24 protein-coding genes are annotated in these 26014 nt (G+C 66.1%); 11 read left to right on the forward strand and 13 right to left on the reverse strand.

Going from position 1 to position 26014, the window contains the following annotated elements:
• Positions 1-185: 185 nt before the first annotated feature.
• The 5 genes from ACFQS7_RS27140 to ACFQS7_RS27160 all read right to left on the reverse strand — a co-directional run bounded on the left by ACFQS7_RS27140 (position 186) and on the right by ACFQS7_RS27160 (position 3731).
• Complete coding sequence (locus tag ACFQS7_RS27140; RefSeq protein ID WP_380070284.1) at positions 186-422, reverse strand: hypothetical protein; 237 nt, start codon at positions 420-422, stop codon at positions 186-188.
• Between the two features lie 26 nt (positions 423-448).
• A complete protein-coding gene (locus ACFQS7_RS27145) occupies positions 449-1171 on the reverse strand; it encodes a hypothetical protein (RefSeq protein WP_380070285.1) in 723 nt (240 codons plus the stop codon).
• Between the two features lie 294 nt (positions 1172-1465).
• Positions 1466-1882 carry a hypothetical protein gene (locus tag ACFQS7_RS27150; RefSeq protein WP_380070286.1) on the reverse strand — a complete coding sequence of 139 codons (417 nt, stop codon included), beginning with the start codon at positions 1880-1882 and terminating at the stop codon, positions 1466-1468.
• Entirely contained in the window at positions 1879-3231 is a 1353-nt protein-coding gene (locus ACFQS7_RS27155) for a recombinase family protein (RefSeq protein WP_380070287.1), read from the reverse strand. The genes ACFQS7_RS27150 and ACFQS7_RS27155 overlap by 4 nt, the downstream gene beginning before the upstream one ends.
• Positions 3228-3731 carry a DUF2924 domain-containing protein gene (locus tag ACFQS7_RS27160; RefSeq protein ID WP_380070288.1) on the reverse strand — a complete coding sequence of 168 codons (504 nt, stop codon included), beginning with the start codon at positions 3729-3731 and terminating at the stop codon, positions 3228-3230. Before ACFQS7_RS27160 ends, ACFQS7_RS27155 begins: the two co-directional genes overlap by 4 nt.
• 460 nt (positions 3732-4191) lie before the next feature.
• Between ACFQS7_RS27160 and ACFQS7_RS27165 the strand changes: the two genes are divergently transcribed.
• The 3 genes from ACFQS7_RS27165 (at position 4192) to ACFQS7_RS27175 (ending at position 9489) form a co-directional block, all read left to right on the forward strand.
• A complete protein-coding gene (locus ACFQS7_RS27165) occupies positions 4192-4827 on the forward strand; it encodes a hypothetical protein (protein ID WP_380070289.1) in 636 nt (211 codons plus the stop codon).
• A gap of 265 nt (positions 4828-5092) precedes the next feature.
• Positions 5093-7423, forward strand: a complete 2331-nt coding sequence (locus ACFQS7_RS27170) for a VapE domain-containing protein (protein WP_380070290.1) — start codon at positions 5093-5095, stop codon at positions 7421-7423.
• 785 nt (positions 7424-8208) lie between these two features.
• A complete protein-coding gene (locus ACFQS7_RS27175) occupies positions 8209-9489 on the forward strand; it encodes a site-specific DNA-methyltransferase (RefSeq protein WP_380070291.1) in 1281 nt (426 codons plus the stop codon).
• Between the two features lie 78 nt (positions 9490-9567).
• Here the strand turns inward: ACFQS7_RS27175 and ACFQS7_RS27180 are convergent, their stop codons facing one another.
• Positions 9568-10173 (reverse strand): HAD family hydrolase, encoded by a 606-nt coding sequence (locus tag ACFQS7_RS27180; RefSeq protein ID WP_380070292.1) that lies wholly within the window; start codon positions 10171-10173, stop codon positions 9568-9570.
• A 186-nt stretch (positions 10174-10359) separates the two neighbouring features.
• On the opposite strand from ACFQS7_RS27180, the gene ACFQS7_RS27185 reads away from it, so the two are divergent.
• The 3 genes from ACFQS7_RS27185 (at position 10360) to ACFQS7_RS27195 (ending at position 14052) form a co-directional block, all read left to right on the forward strand.
• Positions 10360-10932, forward strand: coding sequence for an elements of external origin (locus tag ACFQS7_RS27185; protein WP_380070293.1), 573 nt, complete (start codon positions 10360-10362; stop codon positions 10930-10932).
• A complete protein-coding gene (locus ACFQS7_RS27190) occupies positions 10916-12868 on the forward strand; it encodes a phage terminase large subunit family protein (protein ID WP_380070294.1) in 1953 nt (650 codons plus the stop codon). The genes ACFQS7_RS27185 and ACFQS7_RS27190 overlap by 17 nt, the downstream gene beginning before the upstream one ends.
• Positions 12869-13056: 188 nt before the next feature.
• The gene (locus tag ACFQS7_RS27195) at positions 13057-14052 is read left to right on the forward strand and encodes a Bug family tripartite tricarboxylate transporter substrate binding protein (protein WP_380070295.1); all 996 of its coding nucleotides are present in this window, start codon (positions 13057-13059) and stop codon (positions 14050-14052) included.
• 87 nt (positions 14053-14139) lie between these two features.
• Here the strand turns inward: ACFQS7_RS27195 and ACFQS7_RS27200 are convergent, their stop codons facing one another.
• The 3 genes from ACFQS7_RS27200 to ACFQS7_RS27210 are packed head-to-tail and all read right to left on the reverse strand — an operon-like array spanning position 14140 to position 16562.
• A complete protein-coding gene (locus ACFQS7_RS27200; RefSeq protein WP_380070296.1) occupies positions 14140-14913 on the reverse strand; it encodes an SDR family NAD(P)-dependent oxidoreductase in 774 nt (257 codons plus the stop codon).
• On the reverse strand, positions 14910-15590 hold the full coding sequence (locus ACFQS7_RS27205) for a cyclase family protein (protein WP_380070297.1): 681 nt from the start codon (positions 15588-15590) through the stop codon (positions 14910-14912). The genes ACFQS7_RS27200 and ACFQS7_RS27205 overlap by 4 nt, the downstream gene beginning before the upstream one ends.
• 3 nt (positions 15591-15593) lie before the next feature.
• Positions 15594-16562 (reverse strand): tripartite tricarboxylate transporter substrate binding protein, encoded by a 969-nt coding sequence (locus tag ACFQS7_RS27210; protein WP_380070298.1) that lies wholly within the window; start codon positions 16560-16562, stop codon positions 15594-15596.
• 110 nt (positions 16563-16672) lie between these two features.
• Here ACFQS7_RS27210 and ACFQS7_RS27215 point away from each other — a divergent pair, with 110 nt between their 5' ends.
• Positions 16673-17431 carry a DUF2161 family putative PD-(D/E)XK-type phosphodiesterase gene (locus tag ACFQS7_RS27215; RefSeq protein ID WP_380070299.1) on the forward strand — a complete coding sequence of 253 codons (759 nt, stop codon included), beginning with the start codon at positions 16673-16675 and terminating at the stop codon, positions 17429-17431.
• Between the two features lie 40 nt (positions 17432-17471).
• On the opposite strand, the gene ACFQS7_RS27220 is transcribed toward ACFQS7_RS27215, so the two are convergent.
• Complete coding sequence (locus tag ACFQS7_RS27220; protein WP_380070300.1) at positions 17472-17837, reverse strand: hypothetical protein; 366 nt, start codon at positions 17835-17837, stop codon at positions 17472-17474.
• 221 nt (positions 17838-18058) lie between these two features.
• On the opposite strand from ACFQS7_RS27220, the gene ACFQS7_RS27225 reads away from it, so the two are divergent.
• Together ACFQS7_RS27225 and ACFQS7_RS27230 are read left to right on the forward strand one after the other, a co-directional pair.
• A complete protein-coding gene (locus tag ACFQS7_RS27225) occupies positions 18059-20257 on the forward strand; it encodes an ATP-dependent RecD-like DNA helicase (protein ID WP_380070301.1) in 2199 nt (732 codons plus the stop codon).
• A 110-nt stretch (positions 20258-20367) separates the two neighbouring features.
• Complete coding sequence (locus ACFQS7_RS27230) at positions 20368-20778, forward strand: CsbD family protein (RefSeq protein WP_380070302.1); 411 nt, start codon at positions 20368-20370, stop codon at positions 20776-20778.
• Between the two features lie 173 nt (positions 20779-20951).
• Here the strand turns inward: ACFQS7_RS27230 and ACFQS7_RS27235 are convergent, their stop codons facing one another.
• A complete protein-coding gene (locus ACFQS7_RS27235) occupies positions 20952-21848 on the reverse strand; it encodes an enoyl-CoA hydratase (RefSeq protein WP_380070303.1) in 897 nt (298 codons plus the stop codon).
• A 4-nt stretch (positions 21849-21852) separates the two neighbouring features.
• On the opposite strand from ACFQS7_RS27235, the gene ACFQS7_RS27240 reads away from it, so the two are divergent.
• Both ACFQS7_RS27240 and ACFQS7_RS27245 read left to right on the forward strand, forming a co-directional pair.
• Positions 21853-22665 carry a hypothetical protein gene (locus ACFQS7_RS27240; RefSeq protein WP_380070304.1) on the forward strand — a complete coding sequence of 271 codons (813 nt, stop codon included), beginning with the start codon at positions 21853-21855 and terminating at the stop codon, positions 22663-22665.
• A gap of 251 nt (positions 22666-22916) precedes the next feature.
• A complete protein-coding gene (locus ACFQS7_RS27245; protein ID WP_380070305.1) occupies positions 22917-23216 on the forward strand; it encodes an SWIB/MDM2 domain-containing protein in 300 nt (99 codons plus the stop codon).
• A gap of 174 nt (positions 23217-23390) precedes the next feature.
• Here ACFQS7_RS27245 and ACFQS7_RS27250 read toward each other — a convergent pair whose 3' ends face one another.
• A complete protein-coding gene (locus tag ACFQS7_RS27250; RefSeq protein WP_380070306.1) occupies positions 23391-24371 on the reverse strand; it encodes a Bug family tripartite tricarboxylate transporter substrate binding protein in 981 nt (326 codons plus the stop codon).
• A gap of 255 nt (positions 24372-24626) precedes the next feature.
• The gene (locus tag ACFQS7_RS27255; RefSeq protein WP_380070307.1) at positions 24627-25865 is read right to left on the reverse strand and encodes an ABC transporter substrate-binding protein; all 1239 of its coding nucleotides are present in this window, start codon (positions 25863-25865) and stop codon (positions 24627-24629) included.
• Between the last annotated feature and the right edge of the window lie 149 nt (positions 25866-26014).

Consider the following 26014-nt stretch of genomic DNA (forward strand, 5'->3'; position numbering starts at 1 on the left):
CGTGATGCTGGTCGCTTGGGTCATGCCGCCGCCCTCAGGGCTCCAAGCGCGATCGCCGTGAGGTCACGGACAAGGCCGGCCAGTCCCTCCACCCGGAGCCGGATATCGGTACCCACCGGCCCGACCACCACCCGCTCGCCCAGCGCCCGGACGATCCGCGCCTGCTCTGTCGGGAAGAGTTCGCCCTATAGTGGGTCGAGCCGGGCTAGAGCTACCCGGACCTCGCCTTCCTTCAAATCCGGCGCCTGGGTCCGTGCTGCGAGCCAGGTGCCGACCAAGATCTCGGGTTGCTGCAGCAGCGCCCGCACCTGATCCACCACCGCCGCCTCGATCTCTGCCGCAGACACCCGGCGCACGATGCTGGCGTCACCGGCGGCGTCGCCCTTCAGGACGCGCTGGGCAACGTAATGCGTAGGCGTCATTCCAAGCTGAGCCGGCGAGCGGCAGGTCAGCCTACCCAAAGTGTCGCGCCGGACTTCTGTTCCCGCAAAGCAAACCCATACCCTAGTTCGGATAGCGCCTCGATCAGTTCGAAAGTCGGACGGTTGGGAATACGCCGTTTAAGGTTGTCGGCTTGCGCCTTCATGGCAGAGACGATCATGCTCTCATCCGCGCAGTACGCGTCCAGGCATTTGCGGAGCCGATCGGCCCTTATGGTAGCTTCGGTGGATGTGCCGGCGGCTGAAAGTCCCCGCCCCATGAACACCTCGCCATCGATTTCGATCAGAGCATTCCCGTGGGCGTTGCGGAGTTGCTTGCGATCGTCCTCAGAAATTGGGCGCTCCAGTCCAACTGCACCGTTAAGCCGCGAGAACAGGTTGCGGGTCGGCCAATTCCGCACAGCGATCCGAACCACATCTTCACGGATCCAATCGTCATGTGTGAATACGTTTAGGACGAAAGCAGTGTTGGCCCGAAAGATAACAAAAAGCAGTTCCGATTTGTCTTTTGGACGCTCCACGAAGCCGTCCGGCCGAAGCGTGTGCCCGAAGTGCAAATGGTGGACGCCCCAATCGTTTAGCAGAAGGTCCAGCGAACGCTTTCCGGGCCGACCTTGCCTGTCCTCCTCGTACCCGATTCCGATTTGAGTGCTTAGGTGCGGCATAAGGTCTGCGCCAATGGCGATTTTTCCAAGCAGTCTGTCGATATCGGCTTTAAACTGTAGGTACACGGGATTGTTGCCGAGTTCTTACGAGCGCAGTACCTCACGGCGCTGGGCTGGAATCAACCGACTTACCCAGTTAAAGTGCCTGATGAGCAGATCCCCGATGGGCAGTACTTCCAATTTCGAAATGTATTCGGGCCTTTTGACGGGAAGCCTGGCGAGAATAAGACGGCGCAGATCGCCCTCGACATCGACCTTTGCCCTTCGCGTCATGCACGCTTTCCTCTTGTCGATTCCACATCGGCGCGACCACGCTTCGACGAAGCGGGTGTATGCAACTCGGCCGAGCACCTTTCTAAATCAGTTGCTCTTGAAGCGCGGACTTGTCCAGCCAGCACTAAAAACTTGGCACTGATCCGCCCAGCCCGCTGGGAACGGCTCCAGCAGCGCCGGTAGCCCCAGAACCTGCGACTGACACCCGTCCAAGATCGCTTCGACGATGTCTGGCGCCAGCAGGGTCAGCCGGAGCACCGTGCCGAGGTATCCCCGCTCGATCCGCTCCGCCTGTGCCATCTCACTGATAGACGCATAGCGTCCCTCGTCGAGCAGCCGCTGATACCGGAACGCCCTCGCCAGCGCCTTCACCAGCGCTGGATCGGCGCGGGTAGGCACCCGGATCTCGCCGCCCGACCGCACTGGCATCACCACCGTCTTTCGCCCTGGCCGCCGCCTGACGGCGAGCGGTACCCGGACCGTGATGCTGGTCGCAGTGGTCATGCCGCCGCCCTCAACGCCCCAGGCGCGATGGCACGCAGATCTCGGACCAGTCCGGCTAGTCCTCCCACCCTGAGGCGTATATCTGCTCCCGCGGGCCCCACCACCACCCGCTCCACCAGCGCCCGGACGATCCGCACCTGTTCGGCGGGGAACAGTTCGCCCCATAACGGGTCGAGCCGGTGCAGGGCCTCGCGGACCTCGCCCTCCTTCAGGTCCGGCGCCTCTGCCCGTGCGGCCACCCAAGTACCGACCACCACCTCCGACTGCCGCAACAGCGCCCGAACCTGATCTACCACGGCCTTCTCGATCTCCGCGGCCGACACCCGGCGCACGATGCTGTCGTCGCCGGCGGCGTCGCCCTTCAGGACCCGCTGGGCAACGTAGTAGCGATAGAGCCGGCCGTTCTTACGCGCGTGGGTCGGCGACAGCGCCCGCCCGTCCACGCCGTAGATCAGCCCCTTCAGGAGCGCCGGCGCATGCTGCCGGTTCTGCGCGGCCCTGGTCCGCGGGCTTACCTGCATGACGGCCTGCACCCGATCCCACAGCTCCCGCGGCACGATGGCCTGGTGCTCGCCGGTAAAGACCTGCCCCTTGTGGCTGACCTCGCCGACGTAAGTTCGCAGGTTCAGCAGCTTGTAGACATCGCCCTTGTCGAGCAGCCGGCCGGACCGGCTGGTGATGCCCTCCGCCTGAAGCCGCCGCGCCGTCTCGGTGCCGGAGCCAGTTTCGACGAAGAGCTCGAAAACCTGCCGCACCCGCGCGGCGCCGTCCTCGTTGATGATCAGCTTCCTGGCCACCACGTCATAGCCAAGCGGCACCTTACCTCCCATCCACATGCCGCGTGCTTTCGACGCTGCGACCTTGTCCCGGATGCGCTCGCCAATCACCTCGCGCTCGAACTGGGCAAACGAGAGCAGGATGTTCAACGTCAGCCGCCCCATGCTGGTCGTAGTGTTGAAGGACTGCGTCACGGAGACAAAGGTCACCCCATGTGCCTCCATGGTCTCGACCAGCTTGGCGAAATCCATCAGCGAGCGGCTGAGCCGGTCGATCTTGTAGACCACGATGATGTCGATGCGGCCCTGCTCGATGTCGGCCAGCAGGCGCCGCAGCGCCGGCCGCTCCAGAGTGCCGCCGGAGAAACCACCATCGTCGTAGTGGTCACGCACCAGCACCCAGCCCTCGGCCCGCTGGGAGGCCACGTAGGCCTCGCAGGCGTCGCGCTGGGCATCCAGGGTGTTGAACTCCTTCTCCAGCCCCTCGTCGGTGCTCTTGCGGGTATAGACCGCGCAGCGGAGCTTCTTGACCGTGGCGGGCATTGCCGTCTCGGGCAGCTTTCTGCGGCTCATGCCTCGGGCCTCCCCTTCAGACCGAAGAACGTCCAGCCGTTCCAGCGCGTGCCGGTGATATGCCGAGCGATGGCGGACAAAGAGCGGTACGGCCGGCCCTCGAACTCGAAGTCGTCGGCTCGGACGGTGACGACGTGCTGGATGCCGTCGTATTCGCGGAGTAGCCGTGTACCGGGCAGGGGGCGGCCGTCGGCACGAATGCGGCGGAGGACGATGTTGCCGCCGTCCAGCTGCTCGCCGAGCGCCTCCAGCCTGGCCCGCGTCTCGGGCTTCAGCCCGCCATAGGCCAGCTCCTGGATGCGATAGGCCAAGCGGCTCTGGATGTAGGCCTTGTTGAACGGCGGCGGCTCCTTGCCGAACAGCTCGCGCCATTGCTGCTTCAGGTCGGCGATCAGGGTGGTCTGGAGGGCGGCGAGGCGCGACAGCACCTGCGCCGGCGGGATGGCGGGGATGACCGGCGTGGTCGGTAATGGCTCAGTTACGGGTCGGCGTCGTGTCATGCGGAGGCCCTCTCCAAGGGGTCCGCATGCACGCTCTGGTCGGCGGTGAAGTGTAGCGAACTCTCTCCCTCTGCCGCGGCCCCGCCGGCGTCGCGGGCGAGTTCGACGGCAGTGCGGCAACGGAGCCGCACAAGACCGGCGGCCAGGATGGCGCAGATCTCACGCAGGTGCGGCGGAAGGTGCGAGTGAACCCTCCCCTCCCGGCACGGGGCTTGGGGTCGAAGAGATGGTTTGCCCCCGGACTCGACCGCATAGCAGTCGCTGGATAAACTAGAAGCCGAACCATGGGACGGAGTCGCGCTCATATGTGGGCGCCCACGTAGTGCCGGCTAAGCCGAAAGGCCTTCCTCTCTTGCTGGCGTTTGAAGCTTACGGCGCTCCCACTCTGGTCACCGAGTGGCGCAGGTTGAAGGATTGGGCGATCGCGCCGCAACCTCGAACAGTAGTTCGGAGCGGTTGGATGGACGACGGCTGGGTCGATCCTCGGCGCGACGAAAAGCCGGTTATCCGAACGAATGTAAGTTCCCCATGTCAGAACCTGAAACTTGCAACGAAGAAGCGAGCCTGGAAGGCTTTGGAGAGCGACCTTCGCGCGAGCTTTGCGGCTGGCAGAGTTGTCATTGAAGGCTTGCAGGTCGCACCCACACTCAGCGACGCTCGCTCGAAGCTTCGCGCAGTCTGGTCGACGCTGCTGCGGTTTGATGCAGCGCGAAACATGATCAGAGCCGGGGACAGAACGTTCATCGATGTCACGGTTTCGCGGCCTGAAACGCCCGCCGCTGTTGTGACAGACATCGCCTGCGAGGCGCCCGAGATAACCGGCAATCCACCCGCGTCCGCCAAACGCCCGCGTGGACAGCCCCCTGCTAAGCCGCCGATCAAGATTTGCCTCAGAGCACACTGGGATGATGTGCGCAAACTCGCGGCGAGGAGTCCAAGAGGTGTGCCGAACTGGTCCGTTCTGGCGAGGGCCGTACTCAAATGGCTCAACAACAATCAGCGCGGTACGCATACGAAGTTCCCAAAGACAGCGACGATCCGAAAGCATCTGCCGCTGATCTACGCTGAGCTGTTGCGCGATAAACCTGAGCGATAATCAAAGCGCCCAAAAAAATATCGCACACCTGATTAACGCCCAGTGCGCGCACCTATCCTCGCAGAAGGTTCTTTGTCTGCGAGGTAAGCGACGTGGTATCAGCTCCTTGCAAAAGTGGTGCGGCTGAGCGGCGGGCGAATGGTGTTCTTGATCGCCGATCGAGGGTGTCCTGGGTAAACGAACGAGAATGGCAGAACGGGTGCATTCCCCGTCCTGCCAAGGTCGGAACGGTGGAGCTTCCAACTCCGCGTAGGGCGACCTAGCTGTGCACGGCACCATCTCGCTCGGCTGCAACCAGCTTACAGCATTGCGGCTAAGATTGCTGGCGAATGGCTACAAACCGGTGCCGATCTCCGGGCCAGATATGCGCATCATGTCGGCCGGCAAGCGACCGGTCATGGAGGATTGGCGGCGTGTATGCGCCGGCGCAGATGAAGCTGAAGTGCGCCAATGGCCAACTTTAGAGCCGGGCTGCACGAACACCGGCTTGCTATGTGGCGAGTTGGTGGGCGCTGACCTTGATATACCAGTGTTGGAGTTAGCGGAGCGGATCGAAGCCTTGGCGGTGACTATACTGGGCCACACGCCGCTGCGACGCATCGGCCGGCCGCCAAAAGTGTTACTGGCCTATCAAACACGTACGCCGTTGTCGAAGATACAAACCTCTGAGCTGTTCCTATCTGACGGGACTAAAATGCAGGTTGAGATCCTCGGCACCGGCCAGCAATTCGTCGGCTATGGCATCCACCCCGATACTAGAAGCGCATACGAGTGGCCTAACAGTGCGCCCGATTTGGTGCCGCTAGCTGACCTACCTCATGTGACTGAGGCTGGGCTGAGTAAGTTTCTTACCGCGGCCAGCGTCCTACTGCGGGAAGCCGGCGCCGTTCCGAAAAAGAAGCACGACGCGACCACGAGTGGGGCAGCAGGCGGCTCTGCCGAGCGGGATGGACCCGACACCTCCGCCGACGCACGTAGGTTCCCCAGCCAACAGCGTAGCGGCGTCACAGATCCCGATTTCTTCCGTGCAGTAAATCAGGCGGCCCTCGATAACCTCAGCGGCTGGGTACCGTTGCTATTTCCAAAGGCAAAGCAGCAGGCGACGGGCGCCTTTCGGGTTAGCTCAGCCGATCTCGGCCGCGCCTACGAGGAGGATCTGAGCCTTCACCCCGATGGGGTGCAGGATTTCGGGCCACGCAAGTGCATGTCACCGATCGACGTAGTGATGGAGTTTGGTGGCGCGCCCACACCGCAGGCCGCCGCGTTCGCGCTCTGTGAATGGCTCAGGTGTCCACCTAACGAGTTCGGTTGGAGGGACGGAACGGCATCGAAGGCGCAGTTCGCCAAAACAGTGGCACTCAGTCCCGACAAGCGCACCGCAACCGATACGCCAAATTGGACAGAGCACCTCCTGCGCGACGAGAAAGGCAACCCACTCAACAACCTCGCCAACGCCATGACAGCGCTGAGAGGTGAGGTGGAGCTGCGTGACTGCTTCGCTTTCGACCAGATGCTACGGGTCCCGATCCTAAGAAAGAGACTGCCAAACGGACTTGCTGCCGGGCTGCCACGCCCGGTCAATGATAGCGACGTGTCGCAGGCGCAAGAGTGGCTTCAGCGGCATGGTCTGCGACGGATGGGCAAGGACACCACGCACCAAGCCGTGGATTTTCGAGCGGAAGAGTGCGATTTCCACCCGGTGCGGGACTATCTTGCTGCTTTGCAATGGGATCGACAGCCGCGCGTCAAAGCTTGGCTGCATACCTATCTCGGTGCTGATTTCGACCGATATTCTGCTGGCATCGGCAGCATGTTCTTGATCGCCATGGTGGCACGAGTACTCAAGCCTGGCTGTAAGGCCGACTACATGCTGGTGCTTGAGGGGCCGCAGGGCGCACGGAAATCGACTGCCTGTGCGACTCTCGCCGGCCGCTGGTACAGCGACAGCCTGCCTGACATCCGAAGCAGCGGAAAGGACGTGTCGCAGCACCTCAACGGCAAATGGCTGATTGAGGTGGCGGAACTGTCTGCGTTGGATAAAGCCGAAGCGGCGGCGTTAAAGGCGTTCATCACCCGTACCGAAGAACGCTACCGGCCGAGCTACGGCCGCAAGGAGGTAGTTGAGCCTCGCCAATGCGTTTTCATCGGTACGACAAATAAAACGTCGTACCTGCGCGATGCGACCGGCGGCCGGCGCTTTTGGCCAGTGAAGGTGGGCCAGATCGACATTGACGCTCTGGCCCGTGACCGGGATCAACTCTTGGCTGAAGCGGCCCACTTGTATCAGCAAGGGAATCCCTGGTGGCCCGACAGCGATTTCGAAGCAACACATATCCGGCCGGAGCAAGACGCTCGCTACGAGGTGGACGCTTGGGAGCAAGCCATCGAAGAATGGTTGGATAGCTGGGCCAGGATTACGGACCCACAGAAGCCGCCTGTTACCATTCTGAATGTGGCGCGCGGTGCATTGTTGATCGACACACCAAGACTAGGCACCGCCGATCAACGACGCATCGCGGCTGTTCTGGAACGGCTCGAATGGCAGGTCAAAAAATCCAACGGTGTCCGGGCCTGGTTCAGGAAGCCCGGCCGATGAGTGACGCACATCGAAGGTGCGACACTGAGAGCTCGGTCAGATCTGAGGAATTCCGCGGCTTTCAGTCCGATAGTGCCGCACAGTGCCGCATATTCACAACGTACTTGCGAAAAGAGGGGACGGTCGAATCGAGTGAGGGCATATCCGTACGCGACACCCGCGCGCGCTCTATGGAAGATGCGGCACTGTGCGACACTGCGGCACTCTCGCCGGCAGGTCATCCGGTGACAGAAACAGACTCCGCCATGATCGCGGCAGTAGACGCCAGCGAGGCTGATCGGCTTTGGTTTCAGGCCCATCCGCATCGACAGCACCGGGTGCGGCCGCACGTCCCAGGCGAGTGGCCATACGGATATCCCGAGCGGGTGCCGCCGCTAGGCTGGCGCTGGTTCACCGTCATTCGGCAGGTTCAGCCGGGCTTCCGCGTGAGACTGGCATTGGCCTTCGAAGGTGAGCCTGCGACCGACGAACGCGCAGCAGCCTGCATGTTCAGGCTCGTCCTCGGTGCCGCAGCAGGCCGATGAGCTCGACCGTGCCGGCCTGTTCATCTCTGCCATCACCTTCTCGGTTCCTTCCTGGCGATGTTGGAACTGCGGGGGTTTCGAGGCGCGACACTTGGCTACCGGCAGACCTCGAATCCAGGTTGCCAGGTTGCCGCCCAGCGCAGACGGCGCCTTACGCGGCGGTCGGCGCCATGCGGGCGTGGCAACTTCAGAGTGGCGCGGCGTTGCCGGTCGCCGTTTCTGTCGCTTCGCCGTTCACCCCATTAGCCAGCAGGTTTTCCCATGCCCCAAGGTCCCTGGCAGGCAGTCGCCGTCGAGACGCGCCCGATCGCTGGTTTGCTTCCCTACGCCGCTAACGCTCGGACTCACTCTAGCCAGCAGGTGCAGCAGATTGCGGCGTCGATCGCCGAGTTCGGCTTCACCGTGCCAGTGCTGGTCGACGAGCGCGGCGTGCTGGTTGCGGGCCATGGCCGGGTCCTTGCGGCGCGTACGCTGGGGCTCCATGCAGTTCCGACCATCAAGCTCGGCCATCTCACCGAGGCGCAGCTCCGGGCCTACCGCCTCGCCGACAACCAGCTCGCCCTAAACGCTGGCTGGGATGAGTTGCTGCTGGCGCAAGAGCTGCGAGGTCTGCGCGAGGACGGGTATGATCTTTCGGTGGTCGGCTTCGGCGCCGAGGAGCTCGACCGACTGCTCGCCTACGACGACGACCTCGTCCATGGTCTGGAAGGCCGCGATCCGGATGACGCCCATCCGGAACTTCCGGAGGTGCCGGTCAGCCGCCCCGGCGACCTCTGGCAGCTGGGACAGCATCGCCTGCTCTGCGGCGACGCCACGGCGGCCGGAGACGTGTCCCGCCTCCTGGGTGGAACTGTACCCCACTTGCTGGTTTCCGACCCGCCCTACGGCGTCGAATACGACCCCGCGTGGCGCAATACCGCCGGTGTCTCGGCCACAGCTCGCACCGGCCGGGTGGCGAATGACGACCGTGCCGACTGGCGACAGGCCTGGGCACTGTTCCCGGGCGAGGTGGCCTATGTCTGGCATGCCGGTGTGCATGCCCGGGTGGTGATCGAGAGTCTTGAGGCAGCCGACTTCGTGGTCCGCAGTCAGATCGTCTGGGCCAAACCTCGCTTCGTGCTAGGCCGTGGCGACTACCACTGGCAGCACGAGCCCTGCCTCTACGCGGTCCGCCGCGGCCGCACCGGGCACTGGCAGGGTGCCCGCGATCAGGCGACGCTCTGGGCCATTGGCGCTTCCGGAGAGGAGGATGCCGCGACCGTGCACGGCACGCAGAAGCCGGTCGAGTGCATGCGCCGGCCGATTTTGAACAACAGCGCGGCCGGTGATGCGATCTATGATCCCTTCCTCGGCAGCGGGACGACGTTGATTGCGGCCGAAGTCACGGGCCGACGCTGCCATGGGCTCGAGATCGACCCGCGATATGCCGATGTCGCGGTTCGCCGGTGGCAGAAACTGACTGGCCGCCGCGCCGTCCTGGCCGGCGATGGCGGTACCATCGAGGCCGTCGCCATTGCGCGCGGGCTTGAGGTAGCGACATGATGGGGTCGAGCCGCCGCCTTCTGGGCCCGAGCAGACATCAGGTGGGCACTTGGTGGGCGCAGCGGCTTCGAGGGAACGTCACCGGCTCTGCTGGAGAAGACCGAGCGAGATCAGCTCGTCCCGTAGCGCCGCCGGCCCGGTGAAGTGAATGCCGTGCATGCCAAGCGAGGTGGCGGCCGCCGCATTCCGCACGTTGTCGTCGATGTAAACGATGTCGTCTGGCCGGAGCCCATGCCGTTCCACCAACAGCTGGTAGATCTGCGGGTCAGGCTTGATCAGCTTCTCCCGGCCGGACACGACGATGCCGCGGAACCAGCTCATGAACTCAAACCGCTCCAGCGCGACCGGAAAAGTTTCGTGCGACCAGTTCGTCAGCGCATACAACGGCGTTCCAGCCGCCCTCAGCTCGCTCAGAATCTCCACGGTGCCATCGATCGGGCCGGCGATCATCTCGGGCCAACGGTGATGAAAGGCGTCGATCAGCGCCGCCTGCTCAGGGTGTTGCTCCTTCAGCACCGCCGTTGCCTCGGCCCAGCTTCGGCCAGCATCCTGCTGCAGGTTCCACTCGCTGGTGCAGACCTCGGCGAGGAATCGCTCCATCCCGCCCTCATCGCCGGGGAACAGCTTGCGGTAGAGGTAGCGCGGGTCCCAGTCGACGAGTACGCCGCCAAGATCGAAGACCACGGTCGTACGCTGAGCAGGTGGTAGCGGCGCTGTGGGCAAGCGACATCTCCTCGCAGGCTGCAGAAGAGTGCAGCATGGGCCGCAACCCGACCAGCTGGTAGTCGTCGCCTTTGCGCTTCCCGCAGCAGCCGCCAAGCACGTAGTTTGTTGGTTCTATTGTGATGTGCAGGGGCTACGGATCCCACCATGACCCCGACCCAGGATGCGGCACTGGTAGGCTCACAGCGCGAGGCGGCACGCCGGCTCGGCCTGTCGCACACGGCGCTGCAGAAGGCAGCGCAAGCCGGACGCATCCGTCCCGAGCCGGGCGGCGGCTGGGATGTCGAGAAGCTGCGGGCCCAGCTGGCCGCGAGTGCTGATCCCGCCCGCCTGATTGGCCCCTCGCTACCGCAGGCTGGCACGGAGAGCGGTGAACCTGCAGCTGGCGACCCGCTCGGCGCTCCGAGCCTGGCAGGCGCGCGCCCGGGTGGGGCAACCTTCCACGATGCCCGCACGGCGAACGAGGTGCTGAAGGCACAAGGGCGCCGGCTGGAGATCGACGAGCGCCGCGGCCGACTGGTGGACAAGGCGCGTGCTCTGTTGCTGGTGCACCGGCTGGCCCGGGAGGAGCGCGACGCCATCCTGGCTTGGCCGGCCCGGATCGCCGCCGAGCTGGCGGCCGAGCTGGCCGTCGATGCCCACCGCCTGCAACTGCTGCTGGACCAGCGGCTGCGGATCCACCTGGCGGAAAGGAACGGCGCCCGTGTCGCTGTCGAGTGACACGCTGGACGCCGCTGCCAACTTCGAGGGCGCGGCGGAGATCATTGCGGCCTGGTATGCCGGCATGGCGCCGGAGCCGGCGCTGCTGGTCTCCGACTGGGCCGACCGACACCGCATGCTGGGCAGCCGGGGCTCGGCCGAGCCCGGGCCATGGCGGACCAGCCGGACGCCCTACCTGCGCCAGATCATGGACGTGCTCTCGCCGACCCATCCGGCCCGGCGCGTCGTGCTGATGAAGGGCGCCCAGGTCGGCGGCACCGAGTGCGGCAACAACTGGGTCGGCTACGTCATCCAGCACGCCCCAGGGCCGATGCTGGCCGTGCAGCCCACCACCGAGCTGGCCAAGCGGTTCTCGGAGCAACGGATCGACCCCTTGGTGGAGGAGACGCCGGCCATTCGGGAGCGGGTGGCGCCGGCACGGTCGCGGGACAGCGGCAATCGCCAGCTCAGCAAGGAGTTTCCGGGCGGGCAGCTGGTCATGACTGGGGCGAACAGCGCCGTCGGCCTGCGGTCCATGTCGGCGCGCTTCCTGTTCCTCGACGAGATCGACGCCTACCCCGGTGATGTCGAGGGCGAGGGCGACCCGGTGGCGCTGGCCGAGGCCAGGGCGCGGACCTTTGGCTGGCGGCGCAAGACGCTGCTGGTCTCCACGCCGACCACCACCGGCGTGTCGCGGATCGAGCGGGAGTACCTCGCCACCAACCAGCAGCGATACTTCGTCCCGTGCCCCTTCTGCGGCCACATGCAATCTCTGCGCTTCGCCCGCCTGATCTGGGTGCGGGGTCAGCCCGACACTGCCCGGTACCACTGCGAGGCCTGCGACGGCGGCATTGGCGAGCAGCACAAGACCGCCCTGCTGGCCCATGGACAATGGCGGCCCACGGCCGCGGCCAAGGATCCCTATGCCATCGGCTTCCACCTCAGCGCGCTCTACAGCCCAGTCGGCTGGTTCTCCTGGGCGCAAGCGGCCCGGGACTGGGAGGCGGCACAGGGCGATGCCGGCGCCCTGAAGACGTTTCACAACACCGTCCTCGGCGACACCTGGCAGGAGCGCGGCGATGCGCCGGACTATGAGCGGCTGATCGAACGCCGGGAGCCCATGGTGCCGGGCCTGGTGCCGAACGGTGCCGTGGCGCTGACCGCGGGTGTCGACAACCAGAGCGCTCCGGCCCGGCTGGAGGTCTATGTCTGGGCCTGGGGGCCTGGCTACGAGAGCTGGCTGGTCCACCACGAGCGGATCGAAGGCAGCCCGGCAGACCCCGGGCCCTGGGACGCCCTCGCGGCGCTGCTGGGTCGCAGCTGGGAGCGCCTGGATGGTGGCCAGCTGCGGATCGCCAAAGTCGGCGTCGACACCGGCGGCAACCACACCGCCGGGGTCTACACCCAGCTGCGCCGGCTGCGCGACCCACGCCTAGTGCCGCTCAAGGGCATCGAGGGCTGGAACCGCTCGAGCCCAGTGACGGGGCCAACCCTGGTGGATGTCACCGAGGCCGGGCGCAAGCTGAAGCGCGGCCTCAACCTGTGGACCGTCGCGGTCAGCACCTACAAGCTGGACCTCTACCGCCGGCTCTGGCTCAGCCGTGGCGACGGCATCGGCTACCCCCAGGGCTGGGTGCATCTGCCGGACTGGCTGGATGGCAGCCTGGTGAAGCAGCTCGTGGCCGAGCAGCTGGTGACCCACAAGACCCGCAACGGCTTTGCCCGGAATGAGTGGCGCAAGCTGCGGGACAACGAGGCGCTGGACTGCGCCGTGTACGCCCGCGCCGCGCTCGCCGTGCTGGGCTCTGACCGCTACGGCGAGCGGTTCTGGGCCATCATGGGCAGCCAGATCGTCGTCCCGAAACCTGAGGCCGCGCTGCCTGTCTTGCCAGCTCGTCCTGGGAACGCCGTCCGGCTGCGACCACGTCAGCGGGTGCGATCGTCCATCATGGACTGACCTACAGCAGCGGCGGGGAGGCGGCGAACGCCGACGTCCACGTCCAAGGCGCTCTTGGGGTCCTTTGATCCTTCTGCGCCGCGTGGCCGGCTGCATTAGCCAGCACGAGCAACCCTTCGTCTTTAGGTTGGTTGCTGCTGCGCGTTACAAGACCAGTGCTATCGCGCAGCCACGCCGGAGGTACGAGGATGATCAGCCGACGCGTTTTGATTGGGGGTACTGCCCTTGCCCTTCCGGGTCTCTCGGCTGCTCAGAGCCAGGCCCCTGACTTCCCCACGCGCCCGGTTCGCATCGTCGTGCCTTTCGCGCCGGGCGGCGCCGTGGACCTGACCGGCCGCTTCCTGGCCGAGCGGCTCCAAACCACCCTTGGACAGAATGTGTTAGTGGAGAACCGCGGTGGGGCTGGTGGCAACCTGGGTGCTGATGTCGTCGCCAAGGGAGAGAAGGACGGATACACGCTGCTGCTCGGCTCGGCCTCTATCCTGTGCGCCAACAAGTTCCTGTACCGCCGCTCGATGCCGCTGGACCCGGCGCGTGATCTGGCGCCGGTCACCCGGGTGACCACCGGGACGGTGCTGCTGATTGTGAACTCGGACCGGCCTTGGAAGACGTTCGGCGAGCTCATCGCAGCAGCGAAGCGCGACCCGGGCAAGCTCACCATGGGGTCATCCGGTACTGGCACGGTCAGTCACCTGGCCATCGAATCGCTGAAGCGCGCAGCAGATGTAGACATCACCCACGTGCCCTATCGCGGGGGTGGCCCAGCTTTCCAGGACCTATATGCGGGCAACATCGACATGATGTTCGACGTGATCCCGGCCGCGATGCCGAATGTGCGCGAGGGCAAGTTCCGCCCCCTGGCGGTCGGCAGCGCCGAGCGTATCACTTATGTCCCGGAGCTGCGCGACGTGCCGGGGATGCGCGAGCTGCTGCCGGATTCCGGCATCGATATGCAGAGCTGGTACGCAATCAACGCGCCAGCCGGCACGCCCGAGAGCCGCATCGGCCTCCTGCATCGCGCCATCACCCAGATCGTCCGGTCGGATGAGTTCCGGAAACGCATGGAGCCGATCGGCTTCACGCCGGTCGCGGATGACTCGCCCGCAGCCTTCGGCGCGTATATGCGCGAGCAGGAGAAGGTCTGGCAGAGGCTGGTGGAGATCTCTGGGGCGACACTCGACTGATGTCGGCCCGCCCCCTGGCCTAGGCACCTGTGCGTACTCCCAGGTGCCCAGCCGCTATGACTGGGTCACCGTGGAGCGGGTCGGGCCTCATGGCCCGTCGGCGGGATCGTAGAGCACCCCGGCGGCGGCGAAGCCCCCATCCACGTTCAGCACGTGGCCGGTGACAAAGCCAGCCTCATCGGAACACAGGAAAGCCACGGCTGCCGCGATCTCCGCCGGGATCGCGTAGCGTTGCAAGGCCATGTGGTTGAGGAAGGCTGCCCGCTGCCTCGGTCCATGCGCGGTGCGGGCGACCTGGGTCGGGCCGGGCGCGACGCAGTTGACCAGGATACCGTGCGGCGCGAGTTCCATCGCCAGTACCTGGGTCAGGTTGATGATGCCGGCCTTGCTCGCGCCATAGGCCACCCGCCCTGTTCCCGCGAACTGGCCTGAGACCGAGGATGTGGTGACGATGCGTCCTCCCTCGGCATTCCGCACCATGGCACGTGCCGCGGCCTGGGCGGTGACGAAGCAGCCCGTGAGATTGGTGCGGATCACCCGCTCGAAGGCGGCCCTCGACATCTCGAGCGCCGGCACGCGGTCGGTAATGCCGGCATTGCAGACCGCCAGGCGCAGCGGCCCGAAGCGGGCCTCCACCTCCGCCACCGCGGCGGCAGCCTGATCTTCCTCCGCCACATCAAGGGCGAAGGCGACGGCGCGCAGCCCGGCGGCCGTGATCTCGGCGGCCACGCGCTCTGCACGGTCGGGCAGCAGGTCGGCTACCAACACCGCCGCGCCGTCGCGTGCCAGGCGATGCGCGATCGCCTCGCCGATGCCGGCGCCGCCGCCGGTCACCAGGGCGACGTCGCCGGCAAGCCTCATGCCACGTCCTCCTCGATCGCGATGACCCGGGCAGGGGCGCCGTCGCTGTCAGGGAGCTTGACCGGCAGGGCGACCACAAGGCTGCGCGAGGCCCGCAAGGCTCCGGTGTTGCGCAGATACTCGAACATGATCACGCCCCGCTGAAGCAGGTGGTAGTGCGTGACGTGCTCGGGCAGGGGTGGGCGCGCCTCGCCGGTCAGGAAGAACCGGATGCAGTAGTCCTGCGGGAAGTCGAACCCGACTGCTTTGATACCGGCCTCGCGCAGCCAGATCGCGGCCTCCGCCGTCATCCATGGCGCGCGGGCCCAGAAATTGGGCGTGGCGATGTCGGCCCGCTCGTCCCAGCGGGTCTTCAGGATGGCGATGTCGCCGCGCCGGAGATGCGCCCCGGCCGCCGCGATCCGCTCGCCGGTGATGGCCGTGTTCTCCGGCACCTCGGAGAGGTCGAGGATCGCTGCCTCGCCCACTGTCATGTCGAGGGAGATGGCGTCGGTCGTGAAGCCGTCCGGGTCCACGTGGCGCGGACTGTCCATGTGGGTGAAGCCGTGCACGATCCAGCCGGCCCAGGTCGCCTGTCCGGCACCTTCGGCATGCGACTTGTGCAGTCGGCGCTCGACCGGCCAGCGGAAATGCCCGGTGGTGACCGGGGTCGAGAGGTCGATCAGGCGGCGTGTCATGGGTCAGTCCTTCCAGGGCCGGTCCTGCCAGAGAAGGCGAAGGCGCTCGGCTTCCGCCTCGACCAGGCGGGTGAAGCCGGCGCCGTCCATGCGGCGCAACGGCTGGTACAGCCGACCAGCCTCGGCCTGCCAGGCGGGATCGTCCATGGTGGCGAGCAGCGCCGCCTCGAGCCGGGCGCGGAGGGGCGCCGGCGTGCCCGCCGGCACCGCCAGCCCGCGCACGACGCCGCCCGTGAGCTCGAAGCCCTGCTCGCGGAAGGTAGGGATGTCCGGGGCCAACGCGGTTCGCGCCGGCGCGGCCTGGGCCAGCGGGCGGACCTGACCCTGTTTCACGAGCTCCAGGCTTTCCCCGATGTTCATCGCCGCCACCATGATATGGCGCCCGAGCAGCGCCGTGATGGTCGGCGCCTGGCCGGCGAAGGGGACATGCACGAGACGGGTGCCGATCAGGCGCTCGAAGCCCAGCATCAGCAGGTGGTCGTCGGAGCCGATGCCGGCGGTGCCGACCGCGACCTTGTCCGGGTTGGCACGAGCGTAGGCGGCAAGCTCGGTGAGGCCGCGCAGCGGGCTGTCGGGTGCGACGAAGAAACCGCCGGGATCGTCCACGACGCTGCCGAGGAAGGCGAAGTCCTGCCGCCGGTAGCGCGGCGTGCGCTCGATGGTGATCGTCTGCAGGCTCGGGACGATGACGACGCCGACGGTGAGGCCATCGGGTGGGGCGCTGGCCAGCGCGGTGTAGCCGATCTCGGCACCGGCCCCCGGACGGTTCAGCACGACGAAGCGTGCTCCGGGCAAGTATCGCTCGAGATAGGGCACCATCGCTCGGGCCATCACGTCGGTGCCGCCGCCGGGCGGGAAGGGTACGATGAAGCTGATGGGCCGTTCGCCCGGCCAGCTGCCCTGCCCGAGGGTCACGATCGGCGCGCCTACCAAGCCAGCCGCGACTAGGCTCCGGCGGGTGATGCTGGGCATGAGCAGCCGTTCCTCCCCATTTATGATCAGCCTAGCCAGCCCGCCGCGACTCGCCTAGTCAAGGGCGTGTTGGCGCGCTGTGCTGTCGGCCCACCGATCGGGAAGCCGGAATGCCGAGCACCAAGCCTGGCCGCACGCTGGAGACCTCGCTCTATGCCGCGGTCAAGGCACACCTCGAGCGGCTCGGCTACGAGGCGAAGGGCGAGGTCTGCGGCTGCGACATCGTCGCCGTCCGGCCCGGTGAACCGCCCTTCCTGGTCATCACCGAGCTCAAGCTCGGACTGACGCTGGAGCTAATCCTGCAGGGGGTCGACCGTCTCGCCGCGGCCGACGAGGTCTGGCTCGCGGTGCGAGCCACCCGCCGTGGACGTGACCGTGATGGCCGTACCCACCGGCTATGCCGCTTGCTCGGCTTCGGCCTCCTCGCGGTCGACCCGGCGCGGCGCTCGGTCGAGGTGCTAGCCGAGCCCGGCCCCTACCGGCCGCGGACAAACGCCAAGCGCCGTTCCCTCCTGCTCAGCGAGCACCAGCGCAGGCGCGGCGATCCGGCCGTCGGAGGCTCGTCGCGGCAGCCCGTCATGACGGCCTACCGCCAGCGCGCCCTGGCCTGCGCCGAGGCACTATGCGCAGGTCCGAAGCGGCCGCGCGACCTGCGGGAGGTCGCACCTGATGCTGCTGCGATCCTGCTCAGGAACGTCTACGGCTGGTTCGAGCGGCAAGCCCGCGGCGTGTACCGACTTTCACCGGCCGGCTCGGCGGGCCTCCTCCGTTGGGCAACGGCTGAAGCCAGCAGCAGGGTCAACGCTGCGCGCTCGTCATCCGCTGATGCCGCCATCCTAGCGGCACCGATCGCGGCAGCAGGTAGCTGACGCCGCACCGCCGCGCGAGGCCGGCACCACTGGGACTAGCTCACGGACCGCGGTCGGGCGCGGTGCCGAGCATAAGGGCCAGCAGGCCGCCCGGTGGTACCGCAGCAAGCCGCGCCAGCCGATTGGCCCTGATCTGCGCCAGGTGATGCGGGTGGTCGTAGCGGAGATGGCAACGCTGGCACCATGCCCGCAGGTTGTCCGGCGAGACGTTTTCGGGCCGGTGGTCTAGATGGGCGGTGCCGAGGATGACCTTCGAGCCTGAGACCGGGTGCGGCTTGCCCTGCTCAGCGCCGCACGCCTCGCAGCGATACTCGGCGCGGGTGATTACCCACCGGCTGATCCATTTCCAGTCCCGGGGATAGCGGGCGCGCTGGGCGCGACGGTAGGCCCTCGCTTCCGGGCTCATGCGCGGCGCTCCGCCGGGCGAGGCATGTCGGATGGTGGCATGACCGGGATCTCCTGGACGAACCCCGACCGTCGGGGCTCGTCACCGGCCAGAGCCCCGCCGGCAGGACCGAACGGGGCGGCGCCAGGCGGTGCCAGGGCGAGCTACCATTCCCTCAGCGGTGCGCCCGTGCCAAGCCAGGAGGGCGGGACTTCCCCAGCAGTTCAGCGTGTGAGACTCACTTGGAGCAACCTGTCCCAGCCACCTCGTCTGCGACGGGCCGTGGCCCGCCGACCGAAGCCCTGGCCGGCCTGGTCGAGCGGGTCACGTTCCACAATGCCGACACCGGCTTCTGCGTGCTGCGGGTCAAGGTGCGTGGCCAGCGCGACCCCGTAACCGTGGTCGGCCATGCCGCCCTGATCTCGGCCGGCGAGTTCGTCAGCGGCTCGGGCACCTGGGTCAACGACCGCACCCATGGCCTGCAGTTCAAGGCCACTTTCCTGAAGGCGACCGCGCCGACCACGCTGGAGGGTATGGAGAAGTACCTCGGCTCCGGCATGATCCGCGGCATCGGCCCGGTGAACGCCAGGAAGCTGGTCGCCGCCTTCGGCGAGGCAGTGTTCGACCTGATCGAGCAGCAGCCGGACCGCCTGCGCGAGGTCACCGGCATCGGTCCGAAGCGGGCGGCACGCATCGTTGCCGGCTGGGCCGAGCAGAAGGTGATCCGTGAGATCATGCTCTTTCTCCACTCGAATGGGGTCGGCACCTCGCGGGCGGTGCGGATCTACAAGACCTACGGCGCCGAGGCCGTGCGGCTGGTCAGCGAGAACCCCTACCGCCTCGCCCGCGACATCCGCGGCATCGGCTTCCGCACCGCCGACCAGATCGCCGCCAGGCTGGGCATCGAGCGCACGGCCATGATCCGGGTGCGGGCCGGCATCTCCTTCGCCCTGGCCGAGGCCATGGAGGGGGGCCACTGCGGCCTGCCCGAGGCGGAGCTGGTGGACCTCGCCCTGAGCCTGCTGGAGATCCCGGGGGAGCTGGTCCGGACCGCCCTCGGCCTGGAGCTCGAGGCCGGCGAGGTGGTGGCCGACACCCTGGAAGGGCAGCGTTGCGTATTCCTGGCCGGCCTGTACCGGGCCGAGCGGGAGATCGCCGAGCGGCTGCGGCACCTGGCCGTCGGCGCGCCGCCCTGGCCGGCGATCGACGCCGAGCGGGCCATCCCCTGGGTGGAGGGGAAGACCGGCCTGATCCTGGCCGAGAGCCAGCGGGCGGCGGTGCGCCTGGCGCTCGCGTCCAAGGTGCTGGTCATCACCGGCGGCCCGGGCGTCGGCAAGACCACCCTGGTCAACTCGATCCTGAAGATCGTGGCGGCCAAAGGGCCCGAGATCGCCCTCTGCGCCCCGACCGGCCGTGCCGCCAAGCGCCTTGCCGAGAGTACCGGCCGCGAGGCCACCACCATCCACCGCCTGCTCGAGGCCAACCCGAAGGAGGGCGGCTTCAAGCGCACCGACCTGCAGCCGCTCGCCTGTGACCTGCTGGTGGTGGACGAGACCAGCATGGTGGACGTCCCCCTCATGCGGGCGCTGCTGAAGGCGCTGCCTGAAGGCGCCGCCCTGCTGCTGGTCGGCGACGTGGACCAGCTGCCCTCGGTCGGGCCGGGGCAGGTGCTGGCCGACATCATCAGCTCCGGCGCGGCCCCGGTGGTGCGCCTGACCGAGGTGTTCCGCCAGGCCGCCGGCAGCCGGATCGTCACCAACGCCCACCTGATCAACCGCGGCAAGATGCCGCACCTCAAGCCGCAGGAGGGCTCCGACTTCTACTTCGTCGAGGCGGCCGACCCGGAGACCGGGCTGGAGAAGCTCCTGGCCATGGTCCGCGACCGCATCCCCGGCCGCTTCGGGCTCGACCCGGTCCGCGACGTGCAGGTGCTCTGCCCGATGAACCGCGGCGGGCTCGGGGCGCGGTCGCTCAACATCGAGCTGCAGAAGGCGCTGAACCCGCCGGGTGAGGTGCGGGTCGAGCGCTTCGGCTGGACTTTCGGCCCGGGCGACAAGGTCATGCAGGTGGCCAACGACCACCGGCGCGAGGTCTACAACGGCGACCTCGGCATCGTGGCTCGGATCGACATGGAGGATGGCGAGCTGGTGGTCGACTACGAGGGTCGGGAGATCGCCTACGGCTTCGGCGAGCTGGACGAGCTCGTGCTTGCCTACGCCACGACCGTCCACAAGAGCCAGGGCTCGGAGTACCCGGCAATGGTCATCCCGGTCACCACCCAGCACTACCCCATGCTCCAGCGCAACCTGATCTACACCGCCGTGACCCGCGGCAAGCGGCTGGTGGTGCTGGTCGGCCAGCGGAAGGCGCTGTCCATCGCCGTCCGCGGCCAGCAGACCCGACGCCGCTGGTCGAAGCTGAAGGAGTGGCTTGCCGCGTAGTCCGAATGGTCACCAGTGACCCAGAAGAACCAAGCCAAGTCTGTAACGTTAGCGGGTCGAAATCGTCCAGTGTAATCGCCGGACATTCCGCAAATGGAGGAAGCATCATCGTGGATCCAGATCGCATCGCCGGTTCCGCTCAGCAAGCGAAGGGCAAGGTCGAGGCAGCCACGGGCCGGCTCACCGGAGACACAAAGCTTCAGGTGGAGGGGACCTACGACCAGGCGGTCGGCAGCGTTCGGAATGCAGCCGGCAGGGCTGAGGATGCGGCTGAAGCGGCTACAACTGAGCCACAGTCTGAGGTGCAACATCTCCGCGCGGAGGTGGAGCGGCTCTCTGCCGAGCCTGCCACACCACGATTGGATGCCGCTGCCAGGACGGCCGACCGCTACGGCCAGGAACTCGATCGATACCTGGATGTCGTTCGGGAGCGTCCCTTGACCGCGATCGGCGTAGCGGCCTGCGCTGGTTTCCTGCTCGGACGGCTTATCAGCGGTAACAGGTACGTATACCGAATCTGACGCTCAGCAATGCAACCTCTACCCGACGAAGCACCGGCCGGAGCAGCAGATCGACGCCGAAGTCGCGCTGGTGATGGCAATCGGCCGCGCGATGGCATCCGACGATGGGTAGGTGGATACCATGGAGTTCCTGCGCAATCCGGCCTTTAGCTGACAAGTAGCGCGGAGCGGGGTCAGCTATCCGACTGCGCCTTCCCCCGCACCAAAACGCCACTGAGGCGCTGAGCAACTGCAGCCCCTGTTACCTGCGCCCGATGCGCCAGGCTGCGCTCCCTCTCCAGCGCCATTGCTTCACCGAAGGGCAGAGCATAGCCATCGTCGATCAAGCGCTTCATCGCGGGCAGCATCTCCGGCAGTGCGGAAAGTATGTCGTGGGCCATTGAGCGCGCCGTCGGGAGCAGCTCGCTTGCCGGCAAGACGCGGTTCACCAGACCCCACACTTCGGCCTGCCGCGCTCCGACGAAGTTGCCGGTCAGCGACATTTCTTTGGCGCGGCCCGGTCCAATGATCCGTGGCAGCCGCTGCGATAGTCCCCAGCCAGGTAGCACCCCGACCCGGGCATGGGTGTCGGCAAAGCGCGCCTCGTCCGAAGCCAGGATGATGTCGCACGCCAGCGCCAGTTCGAAGCCACCGGTAATCGCCGCGCCGTTGACCGCGGCGATGACAGGGCCGGTAAAGCCTGCTAAGGCCGCCACCGGATCGGCACCTTTGCTCCCGAGCGCTGGCGCTTCACCGGCCGAACCAAGCTCCTTTAGGTCCAGCCCGGCACAGAATGCTCGGCCGCTGCCGGTAATGATTAAGACTCGGCAGGATGGCTCTGCTGAGAGCTGGGTGACCGCGTCCGCAAGCGCCTCACGCAGCGCGGCCGACAGTGCATTCATCGCTGTCGGGCGGTTCAGGGTGAGAACGGCGTAACCCTCCGGCGCCTGCTCTAACAGCACCAACTCATCGCCCATATGCGCTTTTCCTTTCCGGCCTTCGGTAGGCTGTTGCGACTTTATCTCCTGCTGCCACCCTAAAAAGGATCCGACGGCTGAGGCGAGCTGGTGCTTCGCGGTACGCAATGACATTTCAATGTTGCGGGAGTACCTCGAATCCAGCCATGCGGTGCCCCAAGTCGCCGATATCACCCGCCGCCGCGACGCGAGCGGCGATCGGCAGCAGCTAGGGGAGCATCCCATGGAGCTCGATCTCAGACTGCAGCGGGCCCTCGATCGGGTCGAACTCGTTAGCGGCACGATTGGCAATCCAGGCGACGGCAAGATGTGCCTGATGTCGCTCGTGGCATTCCTGGCGGGAGAGGAGCACTCCGACTCGCCGGGATGCGCTTCGCCGCTAATCCAGGCCTTCGCTGTCCGTATCAACGGCAACATGCCCCACAAGGCTCGGCAGCGCCTCAAGGCGTTTGCGCCGCGTATAATCGGTACCAACGATGGACATGACGGTCTGCGTGCGCAGGTCCTGCGTCGATTCTTGACCAACGGGACCCTGGCTAGAACATTAGATTGCGGTTTGACCGAGCCCACGCTGTCTGCATCGACCTCGGGTTTCGCGCTTGGGCGGCTCTGGCGTTGGCTCCGCAAAGACCATGATCAGCGTCTGCTCGAATGTTCTCTGTCGGTCGATGATGGTGTCAACTTGGCGGGTTATGCTGCGCGCCTGCTCACCCGATTGGCGCGTAGCGCTCCAGATGCTCGGGTGCAGGACGAGTACTGGAATGCAGCGATCGGGATCGTCGACGCGTTGTGCGATGTGGGTGCGACGAACCGGCCTGAGCAAGGCATACCACCCGCTCGCTTGGTGCAGCTGGAGAGCACACATCGTGGGCACGAAGAAGCGACGTGGCCGAGGGCATCCTTTTTACCTCCTTACCTGCTGCATTGGTAACGTATGTTCGAGTGCTGAGGCTTTGCCGGAGCGAGCGACGACTAAACACTCTTCACCCCTGATGCAGCAGCGGGTGCAGTAAATCGGCGCTGCGATGGTGCTCATGATGGCGGTTGGCCGAACGATGACGGGCAGGCCGACGTTCCGGAGCTTCTGCGCAATCGCATTCTCAGCTGATTGGGCTGCCGCCGGCGCATGGCCCTGTGCGAGAATGCCGACGCGAATCGGCCGCAACGAGACCCGGAGGCCACATGGCGACCAAGACAGCGGAAAAGCCAAAGAAGCCCGCAGCGAAATCGGACGGCGGCAAGCCGAATGCACTGCAGAAACCCTTGAAGCCCTCGGAGGAACTGAGTGCAGTCGTCGGCACAGGCCCTCTTCCGCGCGGCGAGGTGGTGAGCAAGGTGTGGGAGTACATCAAGGCCAACAACCTGCAGAACCCGGAGAATCGCCGCGAGATCCTAGCCGACGACAAGCTCCGCAAGGTGTTCGGCAAGGACAAGGTGACCATGTTCGAGATGAACAAGCATCTCGCCCAACACCTGAAGTGAGCCTGCGGGGCGCAGCTGGCAAATTCCCTACCTGCCTCTCCGACGAGCAGGCACGACAGCCCGCTGTTCACGCCCCCGTACCTCTTTGCGCCGCGCCTCCAGCGGGTGAGGCACAGGCCGGGTCGGCTACTCCGCCTCGCCAGCTACCACGCCATCAGCTGATTAGTTTGCAGGTCAATCGATCGAGAGATTCAGCCGGGTGACCATTCGCCGCTCGTACGCGGCGCGCTCGCGCGCGAAGGCAGTGTAGTCAGCGGGTCCAAGGTACTCGTCTGGCATATCGTTAGTTGCCATGAACTCCTGCACTCGCGGATGGAACTGCGTCTTCCGGAATGCCTGGTGCAACGTCTCGACCACCTCCGGATCCATGCCCTTGGGTCCGGCTACGCCGTAAGGCGAAGTCACCACCATGCCGTAGCCAAGCTCGAGCAGCGTCGGGACATTGGGAAAGCTGCGTAGTCGCTCTTTCGTCCAGACCGCGAGCAACCGCAACTGTCCCGTCTCGACCACCGGAGCCCATGAGTTGGAGTTAGCGATGCAGTCCAGCTGACGCGCGAGCACGGCGGTGATGTTTTCCGACGTGCCGCGGTAGGGCACATGCGTCATCTGCACGCCTTCCTTCTCGCAGAGCTCCTCCATGGCCAGGTGGTTGGAGGTGGCGATGCCGGAGGTACCGTAGGTGAGTTCACCCGGGCGTCGGCGTGCCTCAGCGAACATGTCAGCGAGCGTGTTCCAGCCAGATGCCGGGTGCACCACGTGGCCGAAGACAAAGCCGGTCTGCTGCATGATATAGGTGAAGTCGTTCACCGGATCCCAGGTGGGCCGCCGCGTCAGGAAGGGGTGGCGGATCACGGAGAGATGGTGGTGGGCGATGGTGTAGCCGTCAGGCCGCGCCTGGTTGAGCAGGAACTGCGCGGCCAGCGTGCCGCGGGCGCCGGGGCGGTTTTCGATAACCAGCGTCTGGCCGGTGTCCTGCTGGAACAGCTCTGCTTGCAGGCGCATGAAGCCGTCGAGCGTGCCACCGGGCGCCCAAGGAATCAGGAATCGGACGGGGCGATTGGGGAAGCGTCCCTGGCCAATAGCCGGGCACGCGAGCGTCGTGACGGCGAGCGCGGTACCGAGAGCGGAGCGACGGCCGATGGAGACCGTGGTCATTGATTGTGTCCTCCCAGCAGGGCCGCCGCCTGGCAGCCCGGACTCCGCCGGGCGCCATAGTTGTTCGCGGCAACCTTCAGAACCCTACCATCAGATCTCAATGAGTTTCGGACCTCCACGCCATCCGCCTGGGTCGTTCCATAACGTGACGCAGTCGACGGTGTAGCTGCCTTTTGCGCATCTTTGTCGGGACCGAGCTGACTGATCCGCTGGAAAGCGCGGGTTCTTGCCGGCCGACCTTGCCGAAAAGGCGCCTCAGGTCCGTACGAGCGGACAACCTCCCTCGCTCATTGGGCGCATAGCCTGCTCAGCCTCTATAGTTCCGGTAAGACGATAGAGGTCCCAGTCACTCTTCACCTCGGAGGGCGGCTTCACCTCGAACAGGTAGACAGGGTGAATCTTGCGGCCGTCCTCCCGAACCCGCCCCGGACCGAAGCAATCGTCGTCGGTCGGCAAGGCCTTCATCTGCTCGATGGCAGCACGGCCGGAGGCCTTCGCTTGCGCTGGACCCATGGCAGCTGCTGTCTTGAGGTAGTGCAGCACCGCCGAGTAGGCGCCGGCATGATTGGTGCTTGGATAGATGTTGGACGGCATCTTCGGCAGCACGCGCTTCGTGAATGCGCGCGTGCGGTCATCGAGGTCCCAGTAAAAGGGCTCGGTCAGCAGCAGACCCTGCGCGGCCTCGGCGCCCATGGCGCGGACATCACCCAGCAAACAGAGTAGCCCCACCAGCTTCATCCGCCGCGTCAGGCCGAATTCGTGCGCTTGCTTGACGCTGTTCACCGTGTCCGTCCCGGCGTTGGCGAGCCCAAGTACCTTGGCGCGCGAGGCCTGTGCCTGGAGCAGGAAGGAGGAATAGTCGGTGGTCTGCGGAAAGGGATAGCGCGCCTGCCCAAGCACTTTGCCACCGGCCACCTCCACTGCCCGCGCCGTGTCGCGCTGCAACGAATGGCCAAAGGCGTAGTCGGCGGTCAGGAAGAACCAGCTGTCGCCGCCCGCCCGCACCGTCGCGGTGCCGGCGCCATGGGCGAGCATCCAGGTATCATATGTCCAGTGGACGTGGTTTGGGCCACAGCGCGACCCGTGCAAGTCGGCCGTCGCCGGACCAGTAGCGAGAAAGACTTTGTCCTTCTCGCGGGCAAGGTCGGCAACAGCGAGTGCGATGGAGGAGTTGTTCACCTCGAGAATCGCGTCGACGCCTTCTCGGTCATACCACTGCCGGGCGATCGCGGCGCCGATATCTGCCTTATGCTGATGGTCAGCATGCAGCACCTCAACTTGCAGTGGTGCACCGGCGGCAGCGAAGTCTGCGATGGCCTGCCTCACGCAAGCCATCGTGCCGAGGCCGGAGAGGTCGCGGTAGGGCCCGGAGAGGTCACCCAGGATGCCGAGGCGTAGAACTGGTGCGGCCTGCGCCCACGCCGTGCTGCTCCATAGGCCGGTGCCGGAGAGCGCTGCACTCGCAGCCAGTAATCCACGTCGCGTTCCAGTCATAACTGTCGTCCGCTCCCCTGCTGCAAGCCATACCGCTGCTTTGTTGGCGCACCCTCGCGCCCGAACGCAGTACGCGCAACGGGGTGGCAAAGGAAGAAGCCCGTCTTCCAGGACGATCGAGGCACCCCAGCGGTCCGCGATCGTCGAAC

Origin of the sequence: Dankookia sp. GCM10030260 (genome assembly GCF_042666655.1) — a bacterium.
In the GTDB taxonomy this organism is placed as follows: domain Bacteria; phylum Pseudomonadota; class Alphaproteobacteria; order Acetobacterales; family Acetobacteraceae; genus Paracraurococcus.